The sequence below is a fragment of the Bradyrhizobium sp. Ce-3 genome (assembly GCF_022835695.1).
Lineage (GTDB): Bacteria > Pseudomonadota > Alphaproteobacteria > Rhizobiales > Xanthobacteraceae > Bradyrhizobium.
Genome location: NZ_BQUV01000003.1, coordinates 512,281 through 539,004, shown reverse-complemented (window position 1 = coordinate 539,004; position 26,724 = coordinate 512,281). Strand labels below are relative to the sequence as shown.

At 64.9% G+C, this 26,724-nt stretch carries 22 protein-coding genes and 1 pseudogene; 9 read left to right on the top strand and 14 right to left on the bottom strand.

Annotated features, from left to right (window positions below):
• Positions 1 to 238: 238 nt before the first annotated feature.
• Complete coding sequence (locus tag BRSPCE3_RS13620) at positions 239 to 871, bottom strand: TetR family transcriptional regulator (protein WP_244066325.1); 633 nt, start codon at positions 869 to 871, stop codon at positions 239 to 241.
• A 94-nt stretch (positions 872 to 965) separates the two neighbouring features.
• Here BRSPCE3_RS13620 and BRSPCE3_RS13615 point away from each other — a divergent pair, with 94 nt between their 5' ends.
• Positions 966 to 1,631, top strand: a complete 666-nt coding sequence (locus tag BRSPCE3_RS13615) for an O-methyltransferase (RefSeq protein WP_244066324.1) — start codon at positions 966 to 968, stop codon at positions 1,629 to 1,631.
• 67 nt (positions 1,632 to 1,698) lie between these two features.
• Here BRSPCE3_RS13615 and BRSPCE3_RS13610 read toward each other — a convergent pair whose 3' ends face one another.
• From BRSPCE3_RS13610 to BRSPCE3_RS13600, 3 genes are all read right to left on the bottom strand, one after another.
• Complete coding sequence (locus BRSPCE3_RS13610) at positions 1,699 to 2,430, bottom strand: hypothetical protein (RefSeq protein ID WP_244066323.1); 732 nt, start codon at positions 2,428 to 2,430, stop codon at positions 1,699 to 1,701.
• A gap of 109 nt (positions 2,431 to 2,539) precedes the next feature.
• On the bottom strand, positions 2,540 to 2,782 hold the full coding sequence (locus BRSPCE3_RS13605; RefSeq protein ID WP_244066322.1) for a hypothetical protein: 243 nt from the start codon (positions 2,780 to 2,782) through the stop codon (positions 2,540 to 2,542).
• Between the two features lie 802 nt (positions 2,783 to 3,584).
• Positions 3,585 to 4,583: an NAD(P)H-dependent flavin oxidoreductase gene (locus BRSPCE3_RS13600; protein WP_375709903.1), complete on the bottom strand. Its 999-nt coding sequence runs from the start codon at positions 4,581 to 4,583 to the stop codon at positions 3,585 to 3,587.
• Positions 4,584 to 4,741: 158 nt separating this feature from the next.
• Between BRSPCE3_RS13600 and BRSPCE3_RS13595 the strand changes: the two genes are divergently transcribed.
• Entirely contained in the window at positions 4,742 to 6,304 is a 1,563-nt protein-coding gene (locus BRSPCE3_RS13595; RefSeq protein WP_244066320.1) for an AMP-binding protein, read from the top strand.
• Between the two features lie 26 nt (positions 6,305 to 6,330).
• On the opposite strand, the gene BRSPCE3_RS13590 is transcribed toward BRSPCE3_RS13595, so the two are convergent.
• From BRSPCE3_RS13590 to BRSPCE3_RS13555, 8 genes are all read right to left on the bottom strand, one after another.
• On the bottom strand, positions 6,331 to 7,284 hold the full coding sequence (locus tag BRSPCE3_RS13590) for an alpha/beta fold hydrolase (RefSeq protein WP_375709911.1): 954 nt from the start codon (positions 7,282 to 7,284) through the stop codon (positions 6,331 to 6,333).
• Positions 7,285 to 7,446: 162 nt separating this feature from the next.
• A complete protein-coding gene (locus tag BRSPCE3_RS13585) occupies positions 7,447 to 9,570 on the bottom strand; it encodes an ATP-binding protein (RefSeq protein ID WP_244066318.1) in 2,124 nt (707 codons plus the stop codon).
• Between the two features lie 211 nt (positions 9,571 to 9,781).
• A complete protein-coding gene (locus BRSPCE3_RS13580; RefSeq protein ID WP_244066317.1) occupies positions 9,782 to 10,555 on the bottom strand; it encodes a thioesterase family protein in 774 nt (257 codons plus the stop codon).
• The gene (locus BRSPCE3_RS13575) at positions 10,555 to 11,526 is read right to left on the bottom strand and encodes a nitronate monooxygenase family protein (protein ID WP_244066316.1); all 972 of its coding nucleotides are present in this window, start codon (positions 11,524 to 11,526) and stop codon (positions 10,555 to 10,557) included. The genes BRSPCE3_RS13580 and BRSPCE3_RS13575 overlap by 1 nt, the downstream gene beginning before the upstream one ends.
• A 178-nt stretch (positions 11,527 to 11,704) precedes the next feature.
• Positions 11,705 to 12,265 (bottom strand): hypothetical protein, encoded by a 561-nt coding sequence (locus tag BRSPCE3_RS13570; RefSeq protein WP_244066315.1) that lies wholly within the window; start codon positions 12,263 to 12,265, stop codon positions 11,705 to 11,707.
• 48 nt (positions 12,266 to 12,313) lie between these two features.
• Positions 12,314 to 12,895, bottom strand: a complete 582-nt coding sequence (locus tag BRSPCE3_RS13565) for a YqaA family protein (protein ID WP_244066314.1) — start codon at positions 12,893 to 12,895, stop codon at positions 12,314 to 12,316.
• A gap of 69 nt (positions 12,896 to 12,964) precedes the next feature.
• Entirely contained in the window at positions 12,965 to 13,372 is a 408-nt protein-coding gene (gene hisE, locus BRSPCE3_RS13560; RefSeq protein ID WP_244066313.1) for a phosphoribosyl-ATP diphosphatase, read from the bottom strand.
• 125 nt (positions 13,373 to 13,497) lie between these two features.
• Positions 13,498 to 13,938 carry a hypothetical protein gene (locus BRSPCE3_RS13555; RefSeq protein ID WP_244066312.1) on the bottom strand — a complete coding sequence of 147 codons (441 nt, stop codon included), beginning with the start codon at positions 13,936 to 13,938 and terminating at the stop codon, positions 13,498 to 13,500.
• A 263-nt stretch (positions 13,939 to 14,201) separates the two neighbouring features.
• Here BRSPCE3_RS13555 and BRSPCE3_RS13550 point away from each other — a divergent pair, with 263 nt between their 5' ends.
• From BRSPCE3_RS13550 to BRSPCE3_RS13530, 5 genes are all read left to right on the top strand, one after another.
• On the top strand, positions 14,202 to 15,254 hold the full coding sequence (locus BRSPCE3_RS13550; RefSeq protein ID WP_244066311.1) for an ABC transporter substrate-binding protein: 1,053 nt from the start codon (positions 14,202 to 14,204) through the stop codon (positions 15,252 to 15,254).
• 194 nt (positions 15,255 to 15,448) lie between these two features.
• Positions 15,449 to 17,227 carry a glucan ABC transporter ATP-binding protein/ permease gene (locus BRSPCE3_RS13545; RefSeq protein ID WP_244066310.1) on the top strand — a complete coding sequence of 593 codons (1,779 nt, stop codon included), beginning with the start codon at positions 15,449 to 15,451 and terminating at the stop codon, positions 17,225 to 17,227.
• A 258-nt stretch (positions 17,228 to 17,485) separates the two neighbouring features.
• Positions 17,486 to 18,877 (top strand): D-alanyl-D-alanine carboxypeptidase family protein, encoded by a 1,392-nt coding sequence (locus BRSPCE3_RS13540; RefSeq protein WP_244066539.1) that lies wholly within the window; start codon positions 17,486 to 17,488, stop codon positions 18,875 to 18,877.
• A 169-nt stretch (positions 18,878 to 19,046) separates the two neighbouring features.
• Positions 19,047 to 20,729, top strand: a complete 1,683-nt coding sequence (locus tag BRSPCE3_RS13535) for a long-chain fatty acid--CoA ligase (protein WP_244066538.1) — start codon at positions 19,047 to 19,049, stop codon at positions 20,727 to 20,729.
• Between the two features lie 27 nt (positions 20,730 to 20,756).
• The gene (locus BRSPCE3_RS13530; RefSeq protein ID WP_244066309.1) at positions 20,757 to 21,314 is read left to right on the top strand and encodes a DUF924 family protein; all 558 of its coding nucleotides are present in this window, start codon (positions 20,757 to 20,759) and stop codon (positions 21,312 to 21,314) included.
• Between the two features lie 26 nt (positions 21,315 to 21,340).
• On the opposite strand, the pseudogene BRSPCE3_RS13525 reads toward BRSPCE3_RS13530, so the two are convergent.
• Positions 21,341 to 21,445, bottom strand: a pseudogene (locus BRSPCE3_RS13525) (ABC transporter permease); the annotation flags it as partial.
• 80 nt (positions 21,446 to 21,525) lie between these two features.
• On the opposite strand from BRSPCE3_RS13525, the gene BRSPCE3_RS13520 reads away from it, so the two are divergent.
• Both BRSPCE3_RS13520 and BRSPCE3_RS13515 read left to right on the top strand, forming a co-directional pair.
• Positions 21,526 to 22,011 carry a peroxiredoxin gene (locus tag BRSPCE3_RS13520; RefSeq protein ID WP_229185912.1) on the top strand — a complete coding sequence of 162 codons (486 nt, stop codon included), beginning with the start codon at positions 21,526 to 21,528 and terminating at the stop codon, positions 22,009 to 22,011.
• Positions 22,012 to 22,421: 410 nt separating this feature from the next.
• A complete protein-coding gene (locus BRSPCE3_RS13515) occupies positions 22,422 to 23,648 on the top strand; it encodes a calcium-binding protein (RefSeq protein ID WP_244066308.1) in 1,227 nt (408 codons plus the stop codon).
• Positions 23,649 to 23,782: 134 nt separating this feature from the next.
• On the opposite strand, the gene BRSPCE3_RS13510 is transcribed toward BRSPCE3_RS13515, so the two are convergent.
• Positions 23,783 to 26,635, bottom strand: coding sequence for a calcium-binding protein (locus BRSPCE3_RS13510; RefSeq protein WP_244066307.1), 2,853 nt, complete (start codon positions 26,633 to 26,635; stop codon positions 23,783 to 23,785).
• Positions 26,636 to 26,724 lie beyond the last annotated feature (89 nt).

Sequence of the window (26,724 nt, the reverse complement as noted above, 5' to 3'; positions counted from 1 at the left end):
TTCAGGGTTTCGCCCTGAAGCCCTCAGACGGGCGCCGTCACCTGTGTTGACCAGGTGGCGGCGCCTTTTTCAGGAATGCACTCGCTTGCCTCAGAAACCGAAAATAGTCGCGACGGCCTCTCGGACGGTTTCTTATTGGTCGGCCGCGTACGTCAGTCTCTGCAATGGCGCGGCGGTTTTCGCCGTGACCAGCGGTGTTCTCGGCTTTCTGCTGGTCGCCAAATACTATTCGTGAACTTCAGCGCTTTCCGAGACTCTCGAGATACGCGCAGAACATGTCGGCCATGGCGTCGGCATAGCGCTCGATCTCGGCATGCGTTCGCGGGCTCTCTGAAAAATCCTTGCCCACCGTGCTCAACGTCGTCGTGATCAGATCGCCGGCCGTCGCGCGCACGGCGTCTGACGTCTTCGGCAAGGCCTCGCGCATGAATGCAGCGACGATGCGCTCGCCGGATGCCCGCACCTCGCGCGCTTCGGGCGCGTCGCGATAAAGCGGCGCGGCATCGTTCAGCGCGACCCGCACCGCGGCCTCCTCGCATTCGGAACGGATGAAGGCGTGCACCAAGGCGCGCAGCCGCTCCAGCGGCGGCCGCGCCCTGTCCTCGAGAATGTCGCGCAGCAGCCCGGTGGTCTGCCGCCACTCGTCGCTCTGCAGCCGGAACAGGATCGAGGCCTTGTTCGGAAAATACTGGTACAGCGAGCCGACGCTGACGCCGGCCTTCTCGGCCACCCGCGCCGTGGTGAAACGCTGCGCGCCCTCCTTGGTCAAAACCTGAACAGCCGCATCGAGGATCGCCGCGACGAGCTCGGTCGAGCGGGCCTGTTGTGGCTGTTTTCGCGAGGAAATTGAAGAGCTTCGCCGTTCGGCCATGGGCGTCCTGGGGAATGCGATTAGCGAATGCGAATAAATATTCGTATTTCTGGCGAGGCGCAAGGACGCGCCGCTTTTTGCACCGGAGACCGACATGACCGCCCTCATCTCACCCGAGCTCACAGGCCTGCTCGACCGCCTGTTCGAGCAAGCCTCCGCCGCGAGGGAAGAAACCCGGCGCGCGGTGGCCGACCTTTCCGACGAGGAACAGGCGCGCCTGATGCGCAGCAGGACCGACTACCGCACGCTCTACGGCCGCTTCAACAACGTGCCGCTCGCGGTCTCGCGCGAGACCGGTGCGCTGCTCTACATGCTGGCGCGTGGCGCGCGGGCGCGGAACATCGTCGAGTTCGGCACCTCGTTCGGCATCTCGACACTTCATCTTGCCGCCGCACTGCGCGACAATGGCGGCGGCCGCCTGATCACCAGCGAGTTCGAATCGTCGAAGGTGGCGCGGGCGCGGGACCATCTCGTCGCCGGCGGCCTCGACGACCTGGTCGAGATCCGCGAGGGTGATGCGCTGAAAACGCTGCGCGCCGATTTGCCCGATACGATCGATCTCGTGCTGCTCGACGGCGCCAAGGCGCTCTATCCCGATATCCTCGATCTCGTGGAAAGCCGGCTGAAGCCGGGCGCCTTCGTCGTCGCCGACAATGCCGATTACAGCCCCGACTATCTGGCGCGCGTGCGCTCGCCGGCGAACGGCTATCTGTCGACGCCGTTCGGCGACGACGTCGAGCTGTCGATGCGGCTCGGCTGAAGCGGATGTTGAAAAAGCGCGGGTTCGGTGCGATCCGAACCCCGTTCGCACTTTTCCGGATCAGGCTTTAGATCATCGAGGCGACGCGCTCGAGGCCGATCAGGCGCGCCAGCGAACGCACCTCGTTCTTCTGGTCCTCGCGGAGCTGGAACAGCAGCGGCATCGCCGCCGATTTCAGCTGCTGGACTTCCTCGGAGTCGGGGTCGATCGGCATGGTGCCCGCGGCGGGATCGCCCTGACGCTTGGCGTGGATCTTCCGGGCGACGGCACGCAGCGCGGTCTCGACCGCCGGCCAGTAATATTCCTGCGACGACGACAGCTTGAGCCGGTCCTTGATGCCGGCGATCTGCGCATCGCTGAGCAGCGTGTAGCTCTTCTGCGGCGCCGGCTTGGCGGCAGCCTTGGGCTTCGGCGGCGCGGCGGCAGCCGGCGCGGGTGCGGGCTCGGCGATCTTGGGCTGGGCCGCATCGACGGGATCGTTGAACTTCGGCAGGCCGAGATCGGCAGGCTCCGCGGAGGCATAGGCCTGACGCACCGTATCGGTCGCGCCCGGAATGGCGGCTTGCGCCCGCAGCAGCAGCGGCGACGGCTGGGCTGATGGCTCGGTCGGCCGGGGCGCCTCGAAGGAGGCAGCGGCAAGCGTCGTGACCGCGAGCTTGTCCTGCTTGCTGGCCCGGTTGGCGACCGGGCCAATGTCGGCCTGCGCCGCCGGCAGGCTGTCACGGCCGAGAATGGCTGTGATCGCAGCGCCGGCGAGGAGGAGGCTGGTCAGCGCGGCGAGGGTGATGGCTCTGGTCAAAAACAACTCCATTGCCGGGCCGGTGTCACCGCAAACTGCGCGCGAAATGCGGCGTTAGCGTGCCATGACGGCGCCAAATAGGTGAAATCGTCCCGAAACGGCCCGAAAATCAGGCCGCGACGTCGAGCTCGTAGGCTTCCTGGATGTCGGCCACGATCTCATGTGCGGTCCACAGCGCCCCGGGCTGAACCGCGTGCATGCTGACCGTCCAGTTGGTGCGGCGCGTGCGCGGCGTGCTGACGATGTCGAATTCGACCTGACGGCACAGCGGATGCCGCTGCAGGGCATAGAACACCCGGGTCCGGAGCTCATCGAGTGAGGCCTGGGTCTTGGAGAGCGCCTCAAAAGCCATGTCGCATTCCCACAACTGCCGGGCGGCCAGCCGTGGCTGACGGACCATCCCATGACGCATAGTTGGGACTGGCATGGTTAATGCCGCGTTAAGCGAACGGGCCGGGTTTGAGCGGCCGTCTCGCATCGGTTGTTCGCGGACTTACGCTGCGCTCCGTCCGCGCCTACGGATGCTCAAACCTCCCCTTGGAAAGGGGAGGTCGCTTTGCTCGTCAGAGCAAAGCGGGTGGGGATCCGCTCTCTGAGCTTGCAGCATCGCCTGCGGCTGCCCCCCATCCCGACCTTCCCCCTTTCAGGGGGAAGGAGAAGCGGGAGGCTCGGTGAAATCCGGGACCATGTTTCCGCGGTATTATGGCGCAAACGCCACAAGCGGGCGCGCCGAATGCCGTCCATTTCGCTCAGGGCGTCGTGCTCTTCTTTCTTGCGTGCGTTGCGGCACTGGAACTTGAGCAGGTGGTGTTGGAGGAAATTTAAGCACTGGGCGGAGATTCTGTTTCGCTCTGTTGCTGAAGGCACAAACTGCACTGGCCCACGGCATTCCATCATGCATACGCTCCTGAACGCTAGGAGTTGTGTCATGGGCAGAGACCTACTCGTAAGCATTTGCATCGTGCTCCTCGGACTAAGCCCGCTCGTCATCATTGGCGTCGTTATGTACGTGGAGTGACAGCAACCGCGCTCGGCGCATCGGGCCGGTAGAGGACCCCAGCAGCCAGCCTCCCTTCACACAGGCCCCCAAGGTTGCTGGGGTCGCTCGCTTTAAGCCTTGTGGCGCTTGCGCGATAATACCATGTTTCCGCGGGTCAGCCGAGCCGCACCCGCGCGCTTGCCGCCTCGTATTCCGCGATGGTCTGCGCCACGAGATCGTCGACCGCGAGCACCCCAGTCACCCCCGATGTGGAATGACCGCCGCTCCAGATGTCGCGCCAGCGCTTCGGGCGGCTTTCGCGGGCGCCGATGTCGATATCCTTGCCGATGTCGATCGCGCCACGCGCCGGCAGATCGTCGGGATCGAGACCGGCGGCCTCGATCGAGGGACGCAGCATGTTGGTCTGCAGGCCGGTGAACGCGGTCGTCAGCAGGATGTCGTCGGCGCTGGCCTCGACCAGCATCTGCTTGTACCGCGCATCGGCCATGCTCTCGCGCGTCGCGATGAACTTGGTGCCCATATAGGCGAGGTCGCAGCCGAGCGCCTCGGCGGCGCGCAGCGCGTGGCCGTCGCTGATGCCGCCGGCGAGCACGATCGGGCCGTCGAAGAAGTTGCGCACCGCGCGGACGAACACGAACGGATTGAGCCAGCCGGTCTGCCCGCCCGCGCCCGCGGTGAGCAGCACGAGCCCGTCGGCGCCGACCGCTGCCGCGCGCTCGGCATGACGGATCGAGGCGACGTCGGCGAACACCAGCGCGCCGGCATCGTGCAGGGGGCTAAGTACCGGCGCGGGCGAGCCGACCGAGGTGATCACAAGCTCGGGCTTGTGCCGCAGCAGCACCGCGAGATCCTGCTCCAGCCGCGTGTTGGAGCGATGCACGATCAGGTTCGGACAGACCGGTGCTGCAGCAACGCCACTCGCATCTTCATGCGCCTGCAAGCGTTGCTCGATGTCGCCGAGCCACGCATCGAGCTGTTCCGTCTCACGGCAATTCACCGTCGGAAACGAGCCGATCACGCCGTTGCGGCAGGCGGCTACCACCAGTTCGGCACCGGACACCAGAAACATCGGTGCTGCAATCAACGGCAGCCGAAGCCGGTTGCGAAAACGCGCAAGAAGATCAGCGGACAAGTTGTTTCTTCCCTGCATCATACTCGATCGTGATGCGACTACATCGCATCTCGCTCTCGATTCTTGTTTGAGCATGATCTTCTCGGAAAACCGGGTTCCACTTTTCCGGATCATGCTTTAGCGTTATCGCCAACATTGGCACGAGAGAAGCCAAAGACAAAGGCGGGAGGGACAACGACATGAGCAATCCGCTCTATGCATTTCCGGCGGTGTGCGAGCAGACCCTGCGGGCGCTGGCGCGCTATCCGTCGCGCACCGCCTTCGCCTGGCCGGGCGGCTCGCTCAGCTACCAGGGCGCGACCGATTTGATCGGACGAATGCAGAGCGTGTTCATGCGGCTCGGCCTTGCGCCGGGCACCCGCGTCGCCTTCCTGACCGCGAACCGCGCCGACAGCTGGTGCGCCGGGGTCGCCGCGCAATTGTCGCGGCTCGCGATCACCTGGCTGCACCCGCTCGGCTCGCTCGACGACCAGCTGTTCCAGATCGAGGATTCCGAGGCCGAGATGCTGATCGTCGACGGCATCACGTTTCTCGACCGCGGCGGCGAGCTGGCGGCGAAAGCCCCTGGCCTGAAGACCGTATTCACGCTCGGCCCGGCGGATTACGGCGCCGACCTGTTGCAGGTGGTCGAGGATGCCGGCAGCGCGACCGCCAAAAATTTCGCCGGCGCGGACGATATCTCGACCTTGAACTACACCGGCGGCACGACCGGTAAATCCAAGGGCGCGCTGCGCTATCACCGCGAATATGGCGGCTTCGCCGCGGCCATCCTCGCCGACTTCGAGATTCCGGAGACACCGCGCTACCTGACCGTCGCGCCGATCAGCCATGTCGCGGGTACGAAAGTGCTGCCGACGCTGATGCGCGGCGGCACCGTGCACATGCTGAAGGGATTCGATCCGGAAGCCGTGTTCACGACCATCGCGCGCGAGAAGATCAACTTCACGCTGTTCGTGCCGACCATGATCTATGTGATGCTGGATCATCCGGCGCTTTCCAAGACCGATCTCTCCTCGCTCGAGCTGTTGCTCTACGGCGCCTCCGCGATGTCGCCGAGCCGGCTGGTCGAAGGCATCGAGCGGATCGGCCCGGTGTTCTCGCAGCTCTATGGCCAGACCGAATGCTATCCGGTCTCGGTGCTACGCAAGGCCGACCATGACCCGAAGACACCGGAGCTGTTCCTGTCCTGCGGCTTCCCGATCACCGCCTGCCAGGTCAAGATCCTCGATCAGGACGACCAGGAGGTCGCGACCGGCGAGGCCGGCGAGATCTGCGTGCGCGCCACGCATGTGATGGCCGAATACTGGAAGCGGCCCGACATCACGGCGGAGACGCTGAAAAGCGGCTGGCTGCACACCGGCGACATCGCCCGCAAGGACGAGCGCGGCTACATGTTCATCCTCGACCGCAAGAAGGACATGATCGTCTCCGGCGGCTTCAACATTTTTCCACGCGAAGTCGAGGATGTGCTGTCGCAGCACGCCGATGTCGCGATGGTCGCCGTGGTCGGCGTGCCCGACGACAAATGGGGCGAGGCCGTCACCGCCGTCGTGGTGGCGCGCGAGGGTGCTTCACCCAACGCCGACGAGCTGATCGGCCTGGTCAAGGCGAAGAAAGGCTCGGCGCACGCACCGAAGCAGATCCAGTTCGTCAAGGAGCTGCCGATGACCGGCGTCGGCAAGGTCGACAAGAAGGTGCTGAAAGCGCGCTTCTGGTCCGGCCGCGACCGCATGGTGGGGTGAGGCGACGATCGCGCAAATTATCGCCGTCATTGCTCGTGCCGGTCCAGACGCGCAAGGAAGTCGAGAACCAGTGCGGCGATCTCGTCGGTCGCTTCGTCGAGCGCGAAATGTCCTGCATCCAGGATGTGCACTTCGGCTTTCGGTACATCCCCGGCATAAGCGGTTGCGCCGGCGACGGTGAACGACGGGTCGTATTTGCCCCAGAGGACGAGGGTTCGCGGCTGCGTCTCGCGAAGCCATTTTTGCCAGAGCGGATAGGAAGCAACGTTGGTCCGGTAATCCAGGAACAGCGTGGCCTGGATGTCGGCCTGGCCCGGTCGGGACAGAAACGCCGTTTCGTCGATCCACAGATCGGGATCGTAGCGATCGGGATGCGGGCTCGTGCCGACATGACGCAAACGCGTCGCCTCGGCGGAGGTGAAGTTGGCCTTCAGCTTGTCGAGCTCGCCGGCCGGATCCGCCCAGAATTTCCTGCGCGCTTCCCAAACCGGGCCCAAACCCTGTTCGTGGGCGACCGCGTTCTGGATGATGATGGCACTGATACGTTCGGGGTGCGCAAGCGCCAGGCGGAAGCCGACGGGCCCGCCATAGTCCTGCATGAACAGCACATAGTGACCAAGACCGAGCTTTGTCGTGAACTCGTTCGTCACGCGCGCGAGGTTGTCGAAGGTGTATTCGAAGCTGGACGGCGCAGGCGCGCTGCTGTTGCCGAATCCCGGATAGTCAGGGGCAATCACATGGTACTTGTCGGCGAGCAGAGGCAGCAGCGGCTCCCACATCCTCGATGAGGAGGGAAAGCCGTGCAGCAACAGCACGACGGGTGCGTCGGCCGGCCCGGCTTCGCGGTAGAAGATATTGAGGCCCAGAACGTCCACCGTGCGATACGAGATCGACCGACGGCTCGATTGCAGGTCGCTTGCCGACGCCTGCATGGCCAGGCCGGCCAGAACGGCAGAGATCGCCAGTCGGGTAAACGTCATCATCGGGCAGCTCTCGCGCGGTGCTCGTCGTTGGTCGACGTAAGGTGAGGAACACCGGTGACGCGTTTATCTTTCCACCTGGCCATCGCGCGCAGATCACGTTTGCGACATTGTCGGCCGCAGTTAGCGGCAGCGCGTCGAGACGCCCTGTAATCGCGGCTCTCAGTGTGACGGGGAGAGATTGGAAAGCGTGGCGAGACTGTCGGCGCCGGTTGCGGCAATCGGCTGCCCCGCCCCCTGTGCCAGCAGCTGCTCCAGCCGCTCGCGCAGCTGATCCTGGTGGTAGGGCTTGGCCAGCCGCGGCAGATCGACCTGGATGCCTTCGGGCAATTCGGCATAGCCGGTGGCGAGCAGGACGAGGAGGTGCGGCCGCACCTTGCGCGCCGCCGCGGCGAGCTCGATGCCGGTCATGCCGGGCATCACGTGATCGGTCATCATCAGATCGATCTCCTGGTCGCTTCCGAGGACGTCGAGCGCATGCTGTCCGGAGCTGGTGCCGATCACGCGATGACCGAGGTCCTCCAGCATCTCCATGGTCGACATCGCGATCAGCGGATCGTCGTCGACGAGCAGGATCACCGCCGAGCGCTTGACCTTGCGCAGCGCCGGCACGGGGCTTGCCGCTTCCGGCGCCGCTGTCGCGACCGGCAGCAGCAGCGCGGCCGTGGTGCCCTCGCCGACCGCGCTCGACAGCTGCAGCTCGCCGCCGAGCTGCACCGCGAGCCCATGCACCATCGAGAGGCCGAGCCCGGTGCCCTTGCCCACCGGCTTCGACGAGAAGAACGGCTCGATCGCCCGCTTCAGAACGTCCGGCGACATGCCGGTGCCGCTGTCGATCACCGACAGCTTCAGGTAATTGCCCGGCGGCAGCGCCGGATCGCCTTTCTGCGAGGCCGCGAGGCGGATCTCGATCACGCCGCCATCCGGCATCGCGTCGCGCGCGTTGATCGCAAGGTTGAGAACCGCAAGCTCGAGCTGGTTGGTGTCGACGCAGGCCGCCGGCAGTCCCTCGGGAATGTCGAGCCGCAGCACGATGCGCGGGCCGAGCGAGCGCTCGAGCAGTTCGCTCATGTCGCGCAGCAGGGCACCGAGATCGACCGGCACCGCGCGCAGATCCTGCTGCCGCGCGAACGCCAGCAGCCGCTGCGTCAGCGAGGCGCCGCGCTCGGCGCCCTGCAATGCGCCGTCGACCAGGCGGCGCAGGCGCGGATCCTCCGGCATCCGCTTGCGCAGCAGATCGAGATTGCCCATCACCGCCATCAAGAGATTGTTGAAGTCGTGCGCGACGCCGCCGGTGAGCTGGCCGATCGCCTCCATCTTCTGCGCATGGCGGAGTTGCTCCTGCGCCCGCTCGCGCGCGGCGACCTCCTTCATCAGGTCGGCGGTGCGCTGCTCGACCCGCTGCTCCAGCGTCGCGGTGAGTTCGGCAAGCGCGGTGCGCTCGGCGGCGAGCTGCGCCAGCAGCGCCTCGCGCTCGATCTCCGCGGTCTTGCGCGCGGTGATGTCGGAGCAGACCCCGACCAGCGAGCGGATGCTGCCGTCCGCCCGGCGCACCGCGCGGGCGCGGACGTCGACCCAGTGCTGGGTGCCGTCGGGCCAGATGTTGCGGTATTCGATCCGGTAGTCGCCACCGCTGCGCAGCGTCTGCTCGACGATGTCGTTGCGGCGGACGCGGTCGTCGGGATGCACGGCGTCCTGCAGATCCCGATAGGTGAAGGGGTCGCCGGGCCTGCGGCCGAAGAACGCCTTGCAGGTCGGCGACGCCTCGAGCGCGAAATCCGGCAGATGAACCTCGAGCGCGCCGAGATGGCCGGCGTTGAGCGCGGTCTGCAACAGGTCCTCGCTCTCGGTCAGGTCTTCCAGGATCTGGCGGGTCTGGTACTGGCGGCGGCGGCCGCGCACGGAGGCGGCGACCAGGCTGACCAGCGTGGCCGGAGGGAACGGCCGCTCGATGAAGGTGACGTTGCCGAGCGCCCGGCCGAGCCGCGCCGCTTCGGGATTGCGCTCGGGTCCGCCCTTCTCGCTCATCAGCACGATCGGGAAATCCGACCATGACGGCTGCTCGTTCAGCCAGCTGGTGAGGCCGGCAAGATCGGCGGTCCTGATCGCCTCGTCGGCAATGATGGCAAGGCCGGCCCCGCTTGCGACCTGGCGCTCGAGCTCGGCGAGGTCGCCGCAGATATTGGCGTAGTAGCCGGCTTCCTTGATCAGATGCGCCGTCCTGACGGCGTCCCGCTCGCTCGCAGCGAGGATGACCGCGCGTTCCGAGGACGGGCCGGGCTTCATCGCGACCGCGCCTGCGGCGGCCGGGCGTCGGCGCCGGCCGGCACATCACGGAGCTGCCGGGCGGCTATCGCCAAATGACCGGCAGCGGGATCGATACGCATCATGGGCGCCCCCTAACGGGAGCGAAACTCGCTGGTGGCGCCAAGCGTTCCCGGCGGACGGCGTTATTTTTGCCGCGCGGGCAGGTGCTTGGCCCCGGCCGAGCCTCCGGCTAGCGCCGCTCGATCACGAGGCTCTGCACGGCCCGGCCGAAATAGCCGTTGATGTCGGCGAGCCGCGACATCGCAAGCCCGGCGCCATCAGGCCCGATCCAGGATTCGCCGTCGAGCAGGATCCAGTCGCCGACCGGCTCGCGCGCGAGGCTCACCGTGAGATCGGCGTTGATGAAGGTCCATTGGTTGAAGTCGAGCGCCGGCGAGGTGCCGTTGGAGAAATCCGAGGCGACCACCGCGCGCATCGCCTGCGACACGGCGGCGCCCGCGATCAGCGGCTGGTTGACGCGAAACCAGATCGCGCCCGGACCCGTCACGCCGAAGCGGCCGCGCGCCGCCCGCATCGAGATGCATTTCACGAACGGGCTGTTGGCGAGATTACCCGGCTCGACCATACTTTGGTCGGGACCCGGCAGCTCGACCGGAAGGGCCGCGATGTCGGGCGGCAGCTCGGCCGCCTGATGCTTGATCTTCAGCACGGTGGCCGAGACCACGACAACGCCGTCCGCCAGCAGCCTGACGCCGCAGAGCTGGATCTTGCGGCCGTCGCGCAGGATCTCGCTCGAGACCGTCAGCGGCGCCACCGGCACCGGACGCATCAGGTCGATGGTGACGCGCGCGATCCGCATCGGCACCGCCGTCGGGATCGCTTCGGCCGCCCACACCACCAGCGCCGCCGGCGCCGAGCCGTGCTGCATCCGCGGGTCCCACGGACCCGCGGCGTCGGGACTGGTGACGACGCGGTCGCCGTCGACGCGGAAGATCGGCTCCATCAGGCGAGCGCCGGATCGACCGCCTCGTCGTACTCCTTCTTGAAGCGGCCGATCAGCTCGGCCGCGGGCACCACCTTGGAGATGCTGCCGACGCCCTGACCGGAGCCCCAGATCTCCTTCCAGGCCTTCGGCTTGGCGCGCTCGCCCGACGAATCCGTGCCGAAGCTCATCTTCGAGGGATCTGAGGTCGGCAGGTTTTCCGGATCCATGCCGGCCGCGACGATCGACGGCTTCAAATAGTTGCCGTGCACGCCGGTGAACAGGTTGGAGTAGACGATGTCCTCGGCGGACGAGTTGGTGATCATGCTCTTGTAGCCCTCGACCGCGTTGGCTTCCTGCGTCGCGATGAAGGCGGAGCCGATATAGGCGAAGTCGGCGCCGATGATGCGCGCGGCGCGGATGGCGCGGCCGTTGGCAATCGTGCCCGACAGCGCAATCGGTCCGTCGAACCACTGCCGCGTCTCCGATACGAACGGGAACGGCGACAGCGTGCCGGCGTGACCGCCGGCGCCGGCCGCGACCAGGATCAGGCCGTCGGCGCCCTTCTCGATCGCCTTGTGTGCGAACTTCTGGTTGATCACGTCGTGGAAGACGATTCCGCCCCAGCCGTGGACGGCCTGGTTGAGCTCCTCGCGCGCACCGAGCGAGGAGATGATCATCGGCACCTTGTGCTTCTCGCAAAGCGCCATGTCGTGATCGAGCCGGTTGTTCGACTTGTGCACGATCTGGTTGACCGCGAACGGCGCCGAGGGCCGTTCCGGATGCGCCTCGTCATAGGCGGCGAGATCTTCCTTGATCCGGTACAGCCATTCGTCGAGCAGTTCCGGCGGGCGCGCATTCAACGACGGAAACGAGCCGACCACGCCGGCCTTGCACTGGGCGATGACGAGGTCGGGCACCGAGATGATGAACAGCGGCGCCCCGATCACGGGAAGAGACAGGCGGCCCTTGAACAGAGCAGGCATGGACATTGGCGGCGGATCCTCAAGGCTGGTCGATTGGTTGGTCTCGAATGCTGACCGTCATACCAACAAGAATCTTTCCAGTGTCAAGTATTGCGTTTTGGCGCTGCAATAAAGATGACAAAACCTCATCCAGGAACCGGTTTTCCGGGCGCATCTGGCATCCCAGAGGCAAGCTGCGCCGCCGCTATTGGCAGACCGCCCGCGTCACGAAATTTTCCGTCTTGCAGTCGTTCGGGCCGCGCTTGTGGCCGGGCAGATAGACCAGCGGCGAGCATTTCTCCGCGGTGGCGATATCGATGCCCTTGCCTTCCTTGAAACCCTTGCTCTGACAGAGCCGGTCGGCGCCGATCTTGCAGTCGGGCGCACCGTTCGCAGCCACCACGCAGGCCGCGCGTCCGGTCACCATCGTCGAGGGGCGCGCCAGGTTCGAGAGGTCGTTGAAGGTCTCGCTCGGGCTCTTCAGCGGTGGCAGCGCCGACTTCGACTTTTCGAACAGCTTGCCGATTTCGTTGATCAGTCCGGGGTTCTCGCGCTCGACCGGCGCGGGCGGCAGCTCGATCTGTTGCGGCTGAGGCGCGACGGACTGCTGCGGGGACTGCACGCCGAGCGCCGGCGGCGCGGTCTGCGCCAGACCGCTGCCGATCGCAGCCAGCGTCATCGACAGCACGAGACCGGCGAGCGCAACGCGCGTCTTGGCGAGGTTGAGCCTCGCGGGATTTATCTGGTCCTCAATTCCATCCGCCATCGCAATCAGCGTAGACCGAAGCCCGGGTGCCGGCAAAGGCGACAGGCGCTAGATCAGCTTGAATGCGACAACAAAGCCCAGCACCAGCACGATCGCGCCGATCGCGACCCACAGCCCGAGCCGCTTCTCGAGTTCGGCGCGGATGACATCGCCGTAACGGTTGAGCAGCACCGCGACGAAGAAGAAGCGGCCGCCGCGCGCCACGATCGAGCACAGGACGAACAGCCAGATGTTGTAGCCGGCAAAGCCCGAGGTGATGGTCACGAGCTTGTAGGGGATCGGCGTCAGCCCCTTCAGCAGGATGATGACGGCGCCCCACTCGGCGTAGGAGGCGCGGAACGCATCGACCTTGTCGGACAGGCCGTAGAGATGGATCAGCCACTGTCCGAGCGAGTCGTAGAGCAGCGCGCCGATCGCGTAGCCGAGCACGCCGCCGGCAACCGAGGCCACGGTGCAGACCGCTGCGAACCACCAGGCCCGCTTCGGCCGCGCCAGCGACATCGGCAGCAGCATGATGTCGGGAGGGATCGGGAAGAAGGAGCTCTCAGCGAAGGCGACGGCTGCGAGAATCCACAGTGCGTAGGGCTTGTCGGCCGCGTCGACGCACCAGTCGTAAATCCGTTTCAACATGGGCGCGATGAACCATCATGGAGCGGATTTGTCCATGCCGGGAATGAGCCGAATTTGATTGATTTACGGCTACCGTTTGCGCAGCCGGTTCTCCAGCGCGACAATTCGACGCCGAACCACCGGGACCGGCGCGGTCTTGGGCAGGGACTTCGGGAGCTTGACCGGCGACTTCGGCAGCTTCTCGGCGATCCCGAGCAGCCGCTCGCGCCGCTCCATCTCGCGCCAGACATCCTCCGGCTTCACGCCGGCCGAGGCCCAGAGAACCGTGAGGTTGTAGAGCAGGTCCGCACTCTCGCGGACCACCGCATCCGGCTTGCCGCTGATCGCGTCGATCACGACCTCGACCGCCTCCTCGGCGAGCTTCTTGGCCATCTTGGCCGGCCCGCGCTGGAACAGCCGTGCCGTGCGCGACGTAGCCGGATCAAGATCCTTGGCCGCGATCACCGCCTGGTAAAGCCGCTCGATCGAATCAGTCATCCTGCGACCCTAATCCAAACGCGTCGCCAGCGTGTTAACGCCGCCAGCGACCACAAAAAATCCACCGGCCTCACAGCCGGTGGATTCGATGCTTTTGTGACAGTTCTGAGAGTCGCCGAGCTGTGTCAGTACGGCGTATAGGGCAGCTGCGAGCGGCGCCCGTAATAGCGGTGGTAACCATAGTACGGTCCGCCGCCATAGTAGACGGGACCACCACCATAATAGGCGGGACCACCATCGTAATAAGCCGGGCCACCACCATAGTAGCCGTAGGAGTCGTAATAGTCGCGGCGGCTCTGGGCCGCGGCGATCGCCAGACCCGTACCGACGATGCCGGCGAACGCAGCCGCGGCAGCCGCGCCACCGCCGCCATAGTATCGACGGCGGGCGCTGATATCGGTCGCGCCGCTCGTGCCGTGTGATGTGGTCACTGCGGTCGCCTTGCCCGCCGAAGCGGAGCCTGCGAACGCCATCGTCGGCTCAACGGCCGTCAACGCCACTGCGGCAACCGTTGCCAATGTGGCTGCGCGGCCAATGGACGAAAAAACACCTTTTCGCGCAAACATTGCAGTCATCCTTTGTGGAAGCCGGCCCGACGGGCCCTGGTTAGCTAACCACCACCTGTAGATTAGGTTCCCCAAACCGAACGCAAGCTGAACAACCCTGAAGTGAATCAAGCCAGTCATCGGCCGTTCACCTTGCCCGGGGCAAAATGCCTGCAAATAACGCCTGAAATTGACACTTGAATTGCACCTTGCCCTGGCGCATTCGATGTCATGAAGCAGGCGCAGCCGGCGCGGCACTTTGTCTCGCCTCCCGGATGTTGATGATGCAGGTAAGTCGGACCACCGTTCTCCGCTGGATACTGGCCGGCACGATCGGCCTCTCGGGCGGCGTGTGGCCGGCGTCGACGCCGCTGCACGCCAGCGATCAGCCGCCGCTGACCATCCAGTTCACGCTCGACCGTCCGCTTGATGCGGCCGCGGCCCCGTTCGTGATGGCGTCGTCCGGCGGCCTGTTCGGCGCCGAGGGGCTTGCCGTCGGCACCAACATCGCCACCAGCACGGCGGACGCCATCGCGCGCGTCGCCGACGGCGCCAGCGATTTCGCGGTTGTCGACATCAACGCGCTGATCCGCTTTCGCGACAAGCCGGGTGCCGCCCCGGTGAAGGCGGTGTTCGTGCTGTTCAACCAGGCGCCCTACGCGATCATTGCCCGCAAGAGCCGCGGCATCAAGGCGCTGACCGACATCCAGGGCAAGACCCTCGGCGTCGCCGAAGGCGACCTCTCGATCCGGCTGTGGCCGGCGGTCGCCAAGCAAAACGGCATCAAGCTTGCGAGCGTGAAGCAGAACACCATCAGCGCCGCGGTGCGCGAGCCGATGCTGTCCGCGGGCCAGGTCGATGCGGTGACCGGCTTCTCCTATCTCTCGGCGATCAATCTGCGCGATCGCGGCGTGCCTGCCGACGATCTCGCGGTGCTGCGCTTTTCCGACTATGGCTGCGAGGCCTACGGCTCGGCCGTGATCGTCAGCCCGCGCCTTGCCGCCACGAAGCCGGATGTGGTGAAGGGGTTCGTGCGCGCGGTGATCGGCGGCACCAACCTCGCGATCAAGGACCCGGCCCGTGCGGCGAGCGAGGTGGTAAGCCGGATGGATGGCGGCTCGCGCGATCTGGAGCTCGAGCGGCTCACCGCCGTCATCCGCGACAACATCCTGACCGCCGAGGTGAAGCGCAACGGCATCGGCGGCATCGAGGCCGAGCGCTTCGAGCGCGCGCTCGACCAGCTCGCGGAGGACACCAAATTCCAGAAGCGGCCGCACCCTGCCGACATCTTCGACGAGCAATTCCTGCCGCCGGTCGACGGCCGGCTGGGGAATTGAAGGCATGTGAATGCACGACTGACGCGCGGCGCCAAATGTTCAACGTCGTCCTGGCGAAAGCCAGGACGACGGCGGAGGGAGCCGCTCACCTCACCCTGAGCATGACGCGCTGTCACCGCTGGCCCTTGCTGACGAACCCTGATTAGATTGCATCCCGCCTGACCGGGCGCCCACCGCTTACGAGTCCCGCCGGCATGTCCATGCTCCGCCTCTACACCCGCGTCCTCGAACTGCTCGGCAAGGAGGCGCGGCTCGGCTGGATCCTCGCTGCCGCCAACATGCTGCTCGCCGGCGCGCAATTCGCCGAGCCGGTGCTGTTCGGCAAGATCGTCGACGTGCTGTCGGGCCGGCCGGTTACCGGACTGTTCGCGACCAACTCGGCATGGCCGCTGCTCGCGGCCTGGGCGGCGTTCGGCCTGTTCACGATCGGCTGCAGCGCGGTCGTCGCGTTGCAGGCCGACCGGCTGGCGCACCGCCAGCGTCAGGCGGTGCTGACCGATTATTTCGAGCACATCCTGCAACTGCCGCTGACATTCCACTCCGGCACCCATTCCGGGCGGCTGATGAAGGTGATGCTGAACGGCACCGATGCGCTGTGGCGGCTCTGGCTCGGCTTCTTCCGCGAGCATTTCGCCGCGATCATGTCGCTGGTCGTGCTGCTGCCGCTGGCGCTCTACATCAACTGGCGGCTGGCGATCCTGCTGTTCGCGCTCTGCGTCGTGTTCACCGTGCTGACCACGCTGGTGGTGCGCAAGACCTACGGCATGCAGAGCGAGGTCGAGGCCTATTACAGCGACCTCTCGGCGCGCGCCTCCGACGCGCTCGGCAACGTTGCGCTGGTGCAGAGCTTCGTGCGGATCGATTCCGAAGTGCAGGGTCTGCGCTACGTCGCCGACAAGCTGCTCGCGGTGCAGATGCCGGTGCTGTCATGGTGGGCGCTGGTCACCGTGATCACGCGGGCCTCGACCACGATCACGGTGCTCGCGATCTTCACCGTCGGCATCGCGCTCCACAATGAGGGCCTCACCACGGTCGGCGAGATCGTGATGTTCGTCTCGTTCGCCACCATGCTGATCCAGAAACTCGAGCAGGTGGTGAGCTTCATCAACAATGTGTTCATGGAAGCGCCGCGCCTGCAGGAATTCTTCGACGTGCTCAATGCGGTGCCGGCGGTGCGCGACCGGCCGGGCGCCGTCGATCCCGGCCGGCTGTCGGGCCTCGTCGAATTCAACGACGTCTCGTTCTCCTATGACGGCAAACGGCCGGCGATCGAGGACCTCAGCTTCACCGCGCTGCCCGGCCAGACCATCGCCCTGGTCGGCTCGACCGGCGCCGGCAAGTCCACCGCGATCGCGCTGCTGCATCGCGCATTCGATCCGCAATCCGGCATCATCAAGATCGACGGTATGGACATCCGCGCGCTGAAGCTGACGGCGCTGCGGCGGAACATCGGCGTGGTGTTCCAGGAGGCGCTGCTGTTCAACCGCTCGCTCGCCGACAATCTGCGCGTCGGCAAGCCCGACGCGACCGATGAGGAGCTGCGTACCGCCGCGGCGCGCGCACAGGCGCTGGATTTCATCGAGCGCAGCGAAAAGAAGTTCGACACCCACGCCGGCGAGCGCGGCCGCATGCTGTCGGGCGGCGAACGTCAGCGGCTGTCGATCGCGCGCGCGCTGCTCAAGGATCCGCCGATCCTGATCCTCGACGAGGCGACCAGCGCGCTCGACGCGGTCACCGAGGCCAAGGTGAATGCTGCTCTCGACGAAGTGATGAAGGGCCGGACCACCTTCGTGATCGCACACCGCCTCTCCACCATCCGGTACGCCACCCGCATCCTGCTGTTCGACCAGGGACGGGTGATCGAAAGCGGAACTTTCGATGAACTGGTGGCGAAAGGCGGGCGTTTTGCCGAGCTCGCGCGGGCCCAGTTCATGGTCCAGGAGCAGGCGCGCGCCGGCATCGAGACACCATAATTCTCCTGTTTCCAATTGAGGCGGCTGCCGAAATTCAGCCGATTTCGTCCACGATATAATGGGCCGGCCTCTGTTCTCTGTTGGCAAGCCGGTATAGGGTTTGCATCGCCGCAATGCGGCGCCGGACACGCTTGAAACCCGTACGTCACAATCGCAAGACCTCCTTTGTTTGAAGGCGGGTCTCAAAGGACCGGAACCGGATTCGTGCAATTTCCTCGCCCGCTGCGCCCGTCGTTGAATTGGATTCTGGCCGTCGCGATGCTCGCCATCGCAACGCCGCAGATCGCGCAGGCCGAAGCGCTGCTGGTCGTCGAGGCCGATACCGGAAAGGTGCTGCAGGCCGACAATGCGACGATGCCGTGGTATCCGGCTTCGCTCAGCAAGATGATGACGGCCTATGTGACGCTGAAGGCAGTCAAGGACGGCCGGGTGTCGCTCGACACCCTGCTTACGGTGTCGCCGAACGCGGCGTCGCAGTCGCCCTCGAAGATGGGCTTCCGGCCCGGCACCCAGGTCACCGTCGACAACGCGCTCAAGATGATGCTGGTGAAGTCGGCCAACGACATGGCCGTCGTGCTGGCCGAGGGCGTCGGCGGCTCGATCGACGGCTTTGCCGGGATGATGAACCAGACCGCGCAGAAGCTCGGCATGACGCAGACGAGCTACGTCAACCCGAACGGCCTGCCCGCCGACGGCCAGATCACCTCGGCGCGCGACATGGCGATCCTCGCCCGCGCCATCATCCGCGACCTGCCGGAATACGAGTATTTCGTCCATATCCCGTCGATCCGCTTCGGCCGCCGCGTCACCCAGAACTTCAACAAGCTGATCGGCCGCTATCCCGGCGCTGACGGCTTCAAGACCGGCTTCATCTGTGCCTCCGGCTATAATCTCGTGGCGTCGGCGACGCGCGACGGCAAGCGGCTGATCGCCGTGGTGCTCGGCGCCTCCTCGGGCCGCATGCGCGCGATCCGCGCCGCGCAGCTGCTGGATCGCGGCTTTGCCAATAACGGGCTGGCGTGGCTGCGGCCCTCGCTCGGCACCGTCGACAATCTGGTGCCGATCGATTCCACGCCGCCGAACCTGCGCGAGGAGATGTGCGGCGCCAAGCACAAGCGGCCCGCCAGCGACGAGGACGCCGAAGACACCGTCGCCAGCGCCGGAAGCTCCAGCACCAATGGTGACGGCGGCGTGAGCTTCTTCGCCTCGGGCCTGCAGGCAGCAATGCCGACCAAGCCGGCCGACATGCTGGCGCAGCCGGCGGCGGCGTCCGAACCGGTCGTGGTTTATACGGGGCCGACCAAGACCGGCGCAGCGTTGATCGCCGCGGTCGAGGCCGACACCGAGAAGCTGCAGCCGGCCAAGCGCGCCAAGGGCAAGCACACCCGCATCGCAGGCAAGAAGCCCGATGCGGCCGACGACGCCAAGGGCGACAGCAAAAGCGCCGCCAAGTCTGATAACGTAAAGTCTGACAAGCCGGCGGCCAAGCCGGTGCGTCACGCCAACGCCAAGCCGGATGCCGCAGCTGCGAAGCCGGCCGCGGACAAGCCGGCCGCCGCAAAGCCCGCCGGCAAGCCGGCGGCGGCAAAGCCTGCCGCGAAGCCCAAGGCAGCCGCCAAGCCGAAGGCCGCCGACAAGCCGGCCGGCTAGCAACTCCGGCCGGCCCTGCCCTCCCCAATGCGTCGATAGCGCGGCTTGCCATTGGCCGCGGCATCGCTCAATACTGCTGAAAACACGCGGCCAAGAAAAACCCGGTCAAGGGTCGAAACCCGGAAGCAATCCGGGACATCAGCATATTTGAGAGAGGGGAATGACCACCATGGAGCGCATCTGGCTCAAGCATTATCCGGCCGGCGTGCCCGCCGATATCGACGTCACGCAATACTCGTCGCTGGTTGAATTGCTGGAAGAGAGCTTCAAGAAGTTCGCCGATCGCAAGGCGTTCATCTGCATGGACAAGGCGATCACCTATCGCGAGCTTGACGAGATGTCGGCGGCGCTCGGCGCCTACCTGCAGAGCAAGGGCCTGCAGAAGGGCGCGCGGGTCGCGCTGATGATGCCGAACGTGCTGCAATATCCGGTCGCGACCGCCGCCGTGCTGCGCGCCGGCTTTGCCGTGGTCAACGTCAATCCGCTCTACACCCCGCGCGAGCTCGAGCACCAGCTGAAGGATTCCGGCGCCGAGGCGATCATCGTGCTGGAGAACTTTGCCACCACCGTACAGAAGGTGCTGCCGAACACTGCGGTGAAGCACGTGATCGTCGGCAGCATGGGCGACCTGCTCGGCTTCAAGGGCGTGATCGTCAACCTGGTGGTACGCCGGGTGAAGAAGATGGTGCCGGCCTGGTCGATTCCCGGCGCCGTCGGCTTCAATGACGCGCTGTCGGCCGGCCGTGGCGTGAAGCTCAACAAGCCGGCGCTGACGCTCGATGACGTCGCCTTCCTGCAATATACCGGCGGCACCACCGGCGTCTCCAAGGGCGCCACCCTGCTCCATCGCAACATCCTGGCCAACGTGCTGCAGAACGACGCCTGGCTGCAGCCGGCGCTGGCGAAACCGCCGATCGTCGAGCAGATGGTCATCGTCTGTGCGCTGCCGCTCTATCACGTCTTTGCGCTGACCGCGTGCTATCTGCTCGGCATGCGCTGCGGCGGCACCAATCTGCTGATTCCGAACCCGCGCGACATGGCAGGCTTCGTCAAGGAGCTGTCGAAGTACCAGGTCAGCTTCTTCCCGGCGGTCAACACCCTCTACAATGGCCTGTTGAACACGCCCGGCTTCGACAAGCTCGACTTCTCCAAACTGAAGATCGCCAATGGCGGCGGCATGGCAACGCAAAGGCCGGTCGCCGAGAAATGGCTGAAAGTCACCGGGGTCTCGTTGTCGGAAGGCTATGGCCTGTCGGAGACCTCGCCGACCCTGACGTGCAATCCCGCGACGATCGAAGAGTTCTCCGGGACGATCGGACTTCCCGTCCCCTCGACCTGGCTCTCGATCCGCGACGACGACGGCAACGAGCTGCCGCTCGGCGAGGCCGGCGAGATCTGCGCCAAGGGCCCGCAGGTGATGTCGGGCTACTGGAACAGGCCGGACGAGACCGCGCGTGTGATGACGGCGGACGGCTATTTCCGCACCGGCGACATCGGCGTGATGGACGAGAAGGGCTACACCAAGATCGTCGATCGCAAGAAGGACATGATCCTGGTCTCGGGCTTCAACGTCTATCCGAACGAGATCGAGGAAGTGCTGGCGAGCCACCCCGGCGTGCTCGAATGCGCTGTCATCGGTGTCCCCGATGCGAGGTCCGGCGAGGCGGTGAAGGCCTTCGTGGTCAAGAAGGACCCCAACGTCACGGCCGAGGACATCATCAAGTACTCAGCCACCCAGCTCACCGCCTACAAGGTGCCGAAGCAGATCGAGTTCAGGACCGATTTGCCGAAGACCAATGTCGGCAAGATCCTGCGCCGCGAGCTGCGCGACGAGAAGAAGGCTGCGGCCTAACGGCGGGCAGGCGGGCGTTGGACAGACATGACTGACGCCCGCCTCGCGACGCCTGCCGACGTCATCGTGTTCTGGCGAGAGGCCGGCCGCGACCGCTGGTACAAGCGGGACGACGCCTTCGACGCCGAAATCCGCAGCCGCTTTCTTGCCACCTGGCAGAAGGCGGCCGCCGGCGAATTGTCGTCATGGGAGGCGAGCGACGAGGGCGCGCTGGCGCTGACCATCGTCCTCGATCAGTTTCCGCGAAACCTGTTTCGAGGCGACGCCAGGACCTTTTCAACCGACGCGCTGGCGCGTGACGTGGCAAGGCGCGCCATCGACCGCGGCGTCGATGCGCGGACCGCCCCAGTGCTGCGCGAATTCCTCTATCTGCCGTTCGAGCATTCGGAGGACCTCGCCGACCAGCAGCGCTGCGTGACGCTGTTCCGGCAATATGATTGCCATCCCGACAACCTGAAATACGCCGAGGACCACGCCGACATCATCCGCCGGTTCGGCCGCTTCCCGCACCGGAATCGGGCACTGGGACGGCAGACCACGGCCGAGGAGCAGGCCTTTCTCGACGCCGGCGGGTTTTCCGGCTGATGACGGAACAGTGACCAGAGCCTGTTTCCGTTCCGATTGAATCGGAACGGGGCTCTAGATTCTTGTTTTGACGCGTTTTCTTCACGCGAACCGGTATCCACTTCGCTCGAAAACGCTTTAGTCTCGGGCATTGCCGTTCCTCGGCGAGCCCGTATTGTGCCATTCCGCAGCCGGGTTTAAGACAATTCCGCTTCACCGAGGGAGAATGACGATGACCATCAATGTTGGCGACAAGCTGCCGGAAACCAAGTTTCGCGTGATGACCGCCGAGGGTCCGCAGGTCAAAACCACCGACGACATTTTCAAGGGCAAGAAGGTCGCCCTGTTCGCCGTGCCCGGCGCCTACACCGGCACCTGCCACAAGATGCATCTGCCGAGCATCTTCCTCAACGCGTATGCCATGAAGAACAAGGGCGTCGACACCATCGCGATCGTCTCGGTCAACGACGCCTTCGTGATGAACGCCTGGAAGCGCGACACCGACCAGCGCGACGAAGCGATCTTCCTGGCCGACGGCAACGCCGACTTCGCCAAGGCGATCGGCATGGAGCTCGACGCCTCCGGCAACGGCCTCGGCATCCGCTCCCACCGCTACTCGATGCTGGTCGAGGACGGCGTGGTGAAGAAGCTCAACAAGGAGCCGGCTCCGGGCAAGGTCGAGGTCTCCGGCGGCGACACCCTGCTCGGGCAGCTCTGAGCGGACTTCTTCGCCGCAAACCGAACTGTCATCGCCCGGCCTGTGCGCAATTGAGCACATCGACCGGGCGATCCGGTACGCCGCGGCCTCTCGTTTCAATCACCACCGTCTCTGGAATACTGGATCGCCCGCTTTCGCGGGCGATGACGGTTGTGACGTGGCGATAGCCGCAGCGACACAGATCAGATTCGTGCCGTGCGCCGAGATCGTGGGTTTCGCTGCGCCTGCCCCACCTTGGCCCGGGCTTTCCCGGTTTTGGTTTTTCTCTCCAGTCCCGGGAGCCTGCCGGAATTTCCCGGGCGCGGCGGTGTTTGGTCAGCACGCAGAACGGTGATGCTGCGCTGACTTCGGTTCAAGTCCATTAAATTGCAACAGTTTGTCCTCGGCAATACCGATCAGGGAGAGCAGCCATGGCTGAGAATGCATCCGCGTTCGTATCACTCGTGCAGCAGCTTTCTCCAACGAGTTACGAATACACGCTCACCTTGATCGATAATGGTACCACCCCGATCGGTACGTTCTGGTTCGCCTGGTTACCCGGCCAGGGCTACCTGACCGAGATTCCAACCTTCGTCGCTCCGTCGGGATGGACCGCAAGCATCACGGACGGCGCACCGCCCACCAACGGCTACAGCGTCCGGTGGGTCGCAGACTCCGCCTCCAGCGCCCTTCAGCCCGGCCAATCGCTCGGTGGCTTCACCTTCACGTCGTCGATTACGCCGGCCGAACTGTTTGCAGATTCATCGATCCATCCGGGGACGCTTACCACCACATCCGTGGTCTATTCCGCCGGACCGTTCAGCGACGGCGGCTTCGACCTGGTTACCGGTGAATTGCTGGCCGGCGCGGCGGGCAATGACGTCCTCGTCGGAAGCCTCGGCGATGACGTGGCTTATGGCGGAAACGGCAATGATTATGTCTATGCCTATGGCGGCGACGACACGCTGGTCGGAGGCGACGGACTTGACGTGCTGCTGGGTGCGGAAGGCAACGACGTCATCTACGGGGGCACCGGATTCAACTATCTGTTCGGCGGTAGCGGCGGCGACACATTGATCGGAAGCGGCGGCGCGACGGCTTCCGATGTCAACGTCATGTTTGGCGGCGACGGAGCAGACGCTCTCTACGGCGGCATCGGCACCAACTACTTCTACGGCGGAGCCGGTATCGACACGATGGTCGGCGGCTCCGGTCTCAACATCTTCATTTCGTCCGGCGAGACCGACGGCAATTTCATCTACGGCGGGTCCGGCCAGAACTATGTTTATGGCTCGAATGGTGGCGACACGGTCACTGGCGGCGCAGGCGTCGACGTTTTCCTGATGGGCAGCGGCAGCGACAACATCACCGGTGGCGGCGGCGTCGATTATGCCTGGGGCGGCGGCGGCTCCGACACGTTCACGATCAATGACGGCACGCCGGAGGTCATGGTTGTCCAGGACTTCAACACCGGCGGCGTCAATGACATCGTGAATTTCGCCGGCACGTCACTGCACTCGTTCGCCGACGTCCAGGCGGCCGAGTTCTATTCGCCCGGAATCAACACGACCATCGTCACCGACGCCGCGGGCAGTGCGGTGTGGCTGATCGGGATCGCGCCAGGACAACTGGACGCCAGCATGTTCAAATTTAGCTAAGCGCCTGGGCTGGAACGGCACCTGCCTCGGCTCAGGTGCCGTCTCATTCACGATCTCGTCGGCAGGGCTCGCGTGGCATCGCCTCGTGAGGGCTGAATTGCACGCGAACACTTCACAAATTGGTCGAGCAAGTCCTAACTGAACTTGAACATGCTGGCGTCCAGTTGTCCCGGAGCGAGACCTATCAGCCAGACCGCATTGCCCGCGGCATCGGTGATGATGGTGGTGTTGATGCCGGGTGCGTAGAACTCGGCCGCCTGAACATCCGCGAACGAATGCAGCGATGTGCCGGCGAATTTCACGATGTCGTTGACGCCGCCGGTGTTGAAGTCCTGAATCACCATGATTTCCGGCGTACTGTCGCTGATCGTGAACGTATCGGAGCCGCCGCCACCCCAGGCATAATCCACTCCACCGCCGCCCGTGATGTAGTCGGCTCCGGAGCCCATCAGGAACACGTCAACGTCGCTGCCGCCGGTGACGGTATCGCCACCGTTGGAGCCATAGACGTAGTTCTTGCCGCTACCGCCGAAGATGACGTCGCCGTCGGTCTCGCCCGAAGAGATAAAGACGTTGAGACCGCTGCCGCCGAACATGGTATCGACCCCGGCACCGCCGTAGAAGTTGTTGGAGCCGGCGCCACCATAGAGGACGTCGGCCCCGGCCTCCCCGAACATCACGTTGATATCGTTTGCTCCGGTCCCGCCGTTACCGGCCACGACGTCATTGCCGTCGCCGCCGAACAGGTAATTGATGCCGGACCCGCCATAGAGGCTGTCATTGCCCGCTTCGCCGAGCAGAACGTCGAGGCCGGCATCCCCCACCAGGATGTCGTTTCCGGAGCCGGCATAGAAATAGTCATTACCGTCGCCGCCATAGCCGACGTCGTCGCCGGCAAAGCCGACCAGGACATCATTGCCGCCGAGGCCGACGAGCGAGTCGTTGCCGACGCCGCCGTAAAGATTGTCGGCACCAGCCGTGCCGGTGTTCGCGATCGGCAGATCCGCAACGTTCAAAGTCACGTCGAAGAAATGCAGCAGTTCGATATTGGTCAGCGTGTCCAAGCCCTCGCCGGCGACGAGGACCGAGCTCGTGGGACTGGTTCGGGTGATCGTGTACGCGCTTCTGTTCCCGAAGAACCACGCCGTATCGGTGCCGGCCCCACCGTCCAGCGAGTCATTACCTGACCGTCCCCTGAGGACATTGCTCCCGCCGTCGCCGATCAGCGTATCGCCGAAATCGCTGCCTTCGAGCCCCTCGATGGAGGTGTAGGTATCTCCGACTGCCTCGCCGGTGTTGGCGGCCGGGTTTGCAAGGCTGGCCACCACGCCGGAACTGGCCAGAAAATAGGAAGCGATATCGTTGCCGGCCCCGCCGTTCAATGCATCCGCGCCGATAGAGCCGGTCAAGATGTTGTCGCCTGCATCTCCGACAAGCGTGTCGTTGAAGTTCGACCCGAACAGCGCTTCGATGGAGCTATAGACGTCGCCGGCCGCATCGCCGGTATTCTGTGAGTTGTCGGCAAGGTTGGCCACCACACCCGCTGTTGATTGTCGATAGGAAGCGGTGTCAAAGCCGGCGCCGCCATCGAGGGTATCTGCCCCGCCTCGCCCTTCGAGCGGATTGTTGCCGCCATCGCCGATCAGATGATCTGCAAAGGAACTGCCGACCAGCACCTCGATGCCGCTATAGGTATCTCCCGCCGCCTCGCCGGTGTTCACTGCCGAATTGGCGAGACTCGCAGTGACGCCGGACGTCGCATTCAGGTAGGAAGCCGTGTCAAGCGTGCTGCTGCCACCAACCATCGAGTCGGCGCCGAGTCCGCCGATGAATAAAGTGTCCGCCGTCGCGTATCCGATCAGCGTATCGTTGAAATTACTGCCCTGGATGCCTTCGATCGAAATGTACACGTCACCGGCAGCTTCGCCCGTATTCAACGAGGTGTTGCGGAGATTCACAACAATGCCCGCGCTGGCATTGTTGTAATCGGCAACATCGAGGCCGCCGCCGCCGTTCAGCGTATCCGCGCCGAGGCCGCCGCGCAGATAATTGTTATTGTTGTCACCGACCAGGAGATCGTTGAACGCGCCGCCTCTGAGCCCTTCGATGCCGATATAGACGTCGCCTGCGGCCTCTCCCGTATTGGCGGACGCATCCGAGAGGTTCGCGACGATCGCCGTGGTCGCGTTGAAATAGTCGGCAAAATCAAAACCGGCCCCGCCGTCCAGCGTGTCGGCGCCGAGACCGCCTTGCAGGAAATTGATGTTGCCATCACCGGTCAGCGAGTCGTTGAAGTCGCTGCCGCGGATCGCTTCGATCGAGACGTAGGTATCGCCGGCCGCCTCTCCCGTATTGGATGCCGGATTGGCCAGGCTTGCGGTGATGGCCGTCGTCGAATCCGCATAGGAGACGAAATCGAATCCGGCGCCGCCATCGAGAGAATCCGCCCCGAGGCCGCCGCGCAGCGTGTTGCTATTGGCATCGCCGATCAGCGTATCGTTGAAGGCCGAGCCGCGGAGGTTCTCGATTGACGTATAGGTGTCGCCGGCGGCCTCGCCGGTGTTGCTGGCGGGATTTGCCAGGCTGACCAGCAGTCCCGCCGAAGCGGCAAAATAGTCCGCGGTGTCGCTGCCGGCGCCGCCGTCGAGGACGTCCGCGCCCAGTCCGCCGCGGAGCAGGTTGTTGTTGCCGTCGCCCGTCAGCGTGTCGTTGCTGTTGCTTCCGATCAGGCCTTCGATCGAGGTGTACGTGTCACCCTGCGCGTAGCCTGTGTTGAGGCCAGGGTTGGCGAGATTGGCCACCACGCCGGCCGGCGCATCCGCGTAGGACGCGAAATCGGTGCCGGTACCGCCATCGAGCGCGTCCGCGCCGTCGCCGCCGACCAGGGTGTCGTTTCCGGCGAGCCCCTGAAGCGTATCGTTGGTATTCGACCCGTTAGCTGTGCCGGTAACCGTGTCGTCACCCGCGGTCCCCTGAAAAGATCCCATTCCCAAATCCCCCAATCAAAATAACTTCGATCCGAGCCGCCGGATCGAACAAATCGTCAATTCAGTCAGATACTTGCTTAGGAAAAGAA

Bases quoted from the DNA above. Each gene is read 5' to 3' on its own strand.
- BRSPCE3_RS13620 (WP_244066325.1), bottom strand. From the start codon at position 871: ATGGCCGAACGGCGAAGCTCTTCAATTTCCTCGCGAAAACAGCCACAA.
- BRSPCE3_RS13615 (WP_244066324.1), top strand. From the start codon at position 966: ATGACCGCCCTCATCTCACCCGAGCTCACAGGCCTGCTCGACCGCCTG.
- BRSPCE3_RS13605 (WP_244066322.1), bottom strand. From the start codon at position 2,782: ATGGCTTTTGAGGCGCTCTCCAAGACCCAGGCCTCACTCGATGAGCTC.
- BRSPCE3_RS13600 (WP_375709903.1), bottom strand. From the start codon at position 4,583: ATGATGCAGGGAAGAAACAACTTGTCCGCTGATCTTCTTGCGCGTTTT.
- BRSPCE3_RS13595 (WP_244066320.1), top strand. From the start codon at position 4,742: ATGAGCAATCCGCTCTATGCATTTCCGGCGGTGTGCGAGCAGACCCTG.
- BRSPCE3_RS13590 (WP_375709911.1), bottom strand. From the start codon at position 7,284: ATGACGTTTACCCGACTGGCGATCTCTGCCGTTCTGGCCGGCCTGGCC.
- BRSPCE3_RS13585 (WP_244066318.1), bottom strand. From the start codon at position 9,570: ATGAAGCCCGGCCCGTCCTCGGAACGCGCGGTCATCCTCGCTGCGAGC.
- BRSPCE3_RS13580 (WP_244066317.1), bottom strand. From the start codon at position 10,555: ATGGAGCCGATCTTCCGCGTCGACGGCGACCGCGTCGTCACCAGTCCC.
- BRSPCE3_RS13575 (WP_244066316.1), bottom strand. From the start codon at position 11,526: ATGTCCATGCCTGCTCTGTTCAAGGGCCGCCTGTCTCTTCCCGTGATC.
- BRSPCE3_RS13570 (WP_244066315.1), bottom strand. From the start codon at position 12,265: ATGGCGGATGGAATTGAGGACCAGATAAATCCCGCGAGGCTCAACCTC.
- BRSPCE3_RS13565 (WP_244066314.1), bottom strand. From the start codon at position 12,895: ATGTTGAAACGGATTTACGACTGGTGCGTCGACGCGGCCGACAAGCCC.
- hisE (WP_244066313.1), bottom strand. From the start codon at position 13,372: ATGACTGATTCGATCGAGCGGCTTTACCAGGCGGTGATCGCGGCCAAG.
- BRSPCE3_RS13555 (WP_244066312.1), bottom strand. From the start codon at position 13,938: ATGTTTGCGCGAAAAGGTGTTTTTTCGTCCATTGGCCGCGCAGCCACA.
- BRSPCE3_RS13550 (WP_244066311.1), top strand. From the start codon at position 14,202: ATGCAGGTAAGTCGGACCACCGTTCTCCGCTGGATACTGGCCGGCACG.
- BRSPCE3_RS13545 (WP_244066310.1), top strand. From the start codon at position 15,449: ATGTCCATGCTCCGCCTCTACACCCGCGTCCTCGAACTGCTCGGCAAG.
- BRSPCE3_RS13540 (WP_244066539.1), top strand. From the start codon at position 17,486: ATGCTCGCCATCGCAACGCCGCAGATCGCGCAGGCCGAAGCGCTGCTG.
- BRSPCE3_RS13535 (WP_244066538.1), top strand. From the start codon at position 19,047: ATGGAGCGCATCTGGCTCAAGCATTATCCGGCCGGCGTGCCCGCCGAT.
- BRSPCE3_RS13530 (WP_244066309.1), top strand. From the start codon at position 20,757: ATGACTGACGCCCGCCTCGCGACGCCTGCCGACGTCATCGTGTTCTGG.
- BRSPCE3_RS13520 (WP_229185912.1), top strand. From the start codon at position 21,526: ATGACCATCAATGTTGGCGACAAGCTGCCGGAAACCAAGTTTCGCGTG.
- BRSPCE3_RS13515 (WP_244066308.1), top strand. From the start codon at position 22,422: ATGGCTGAGAATGCATCCGCGTTCGTATCACTCGTGCAGCAGCTTTCT.
- BRSPCE3_RS13510 (WP_244066307.1), bottom strand. From the start codon at position 26,635: ATGGGATCTTTTCAGGGGACCGCGGGTGACGACACGGTTACCGGCACA.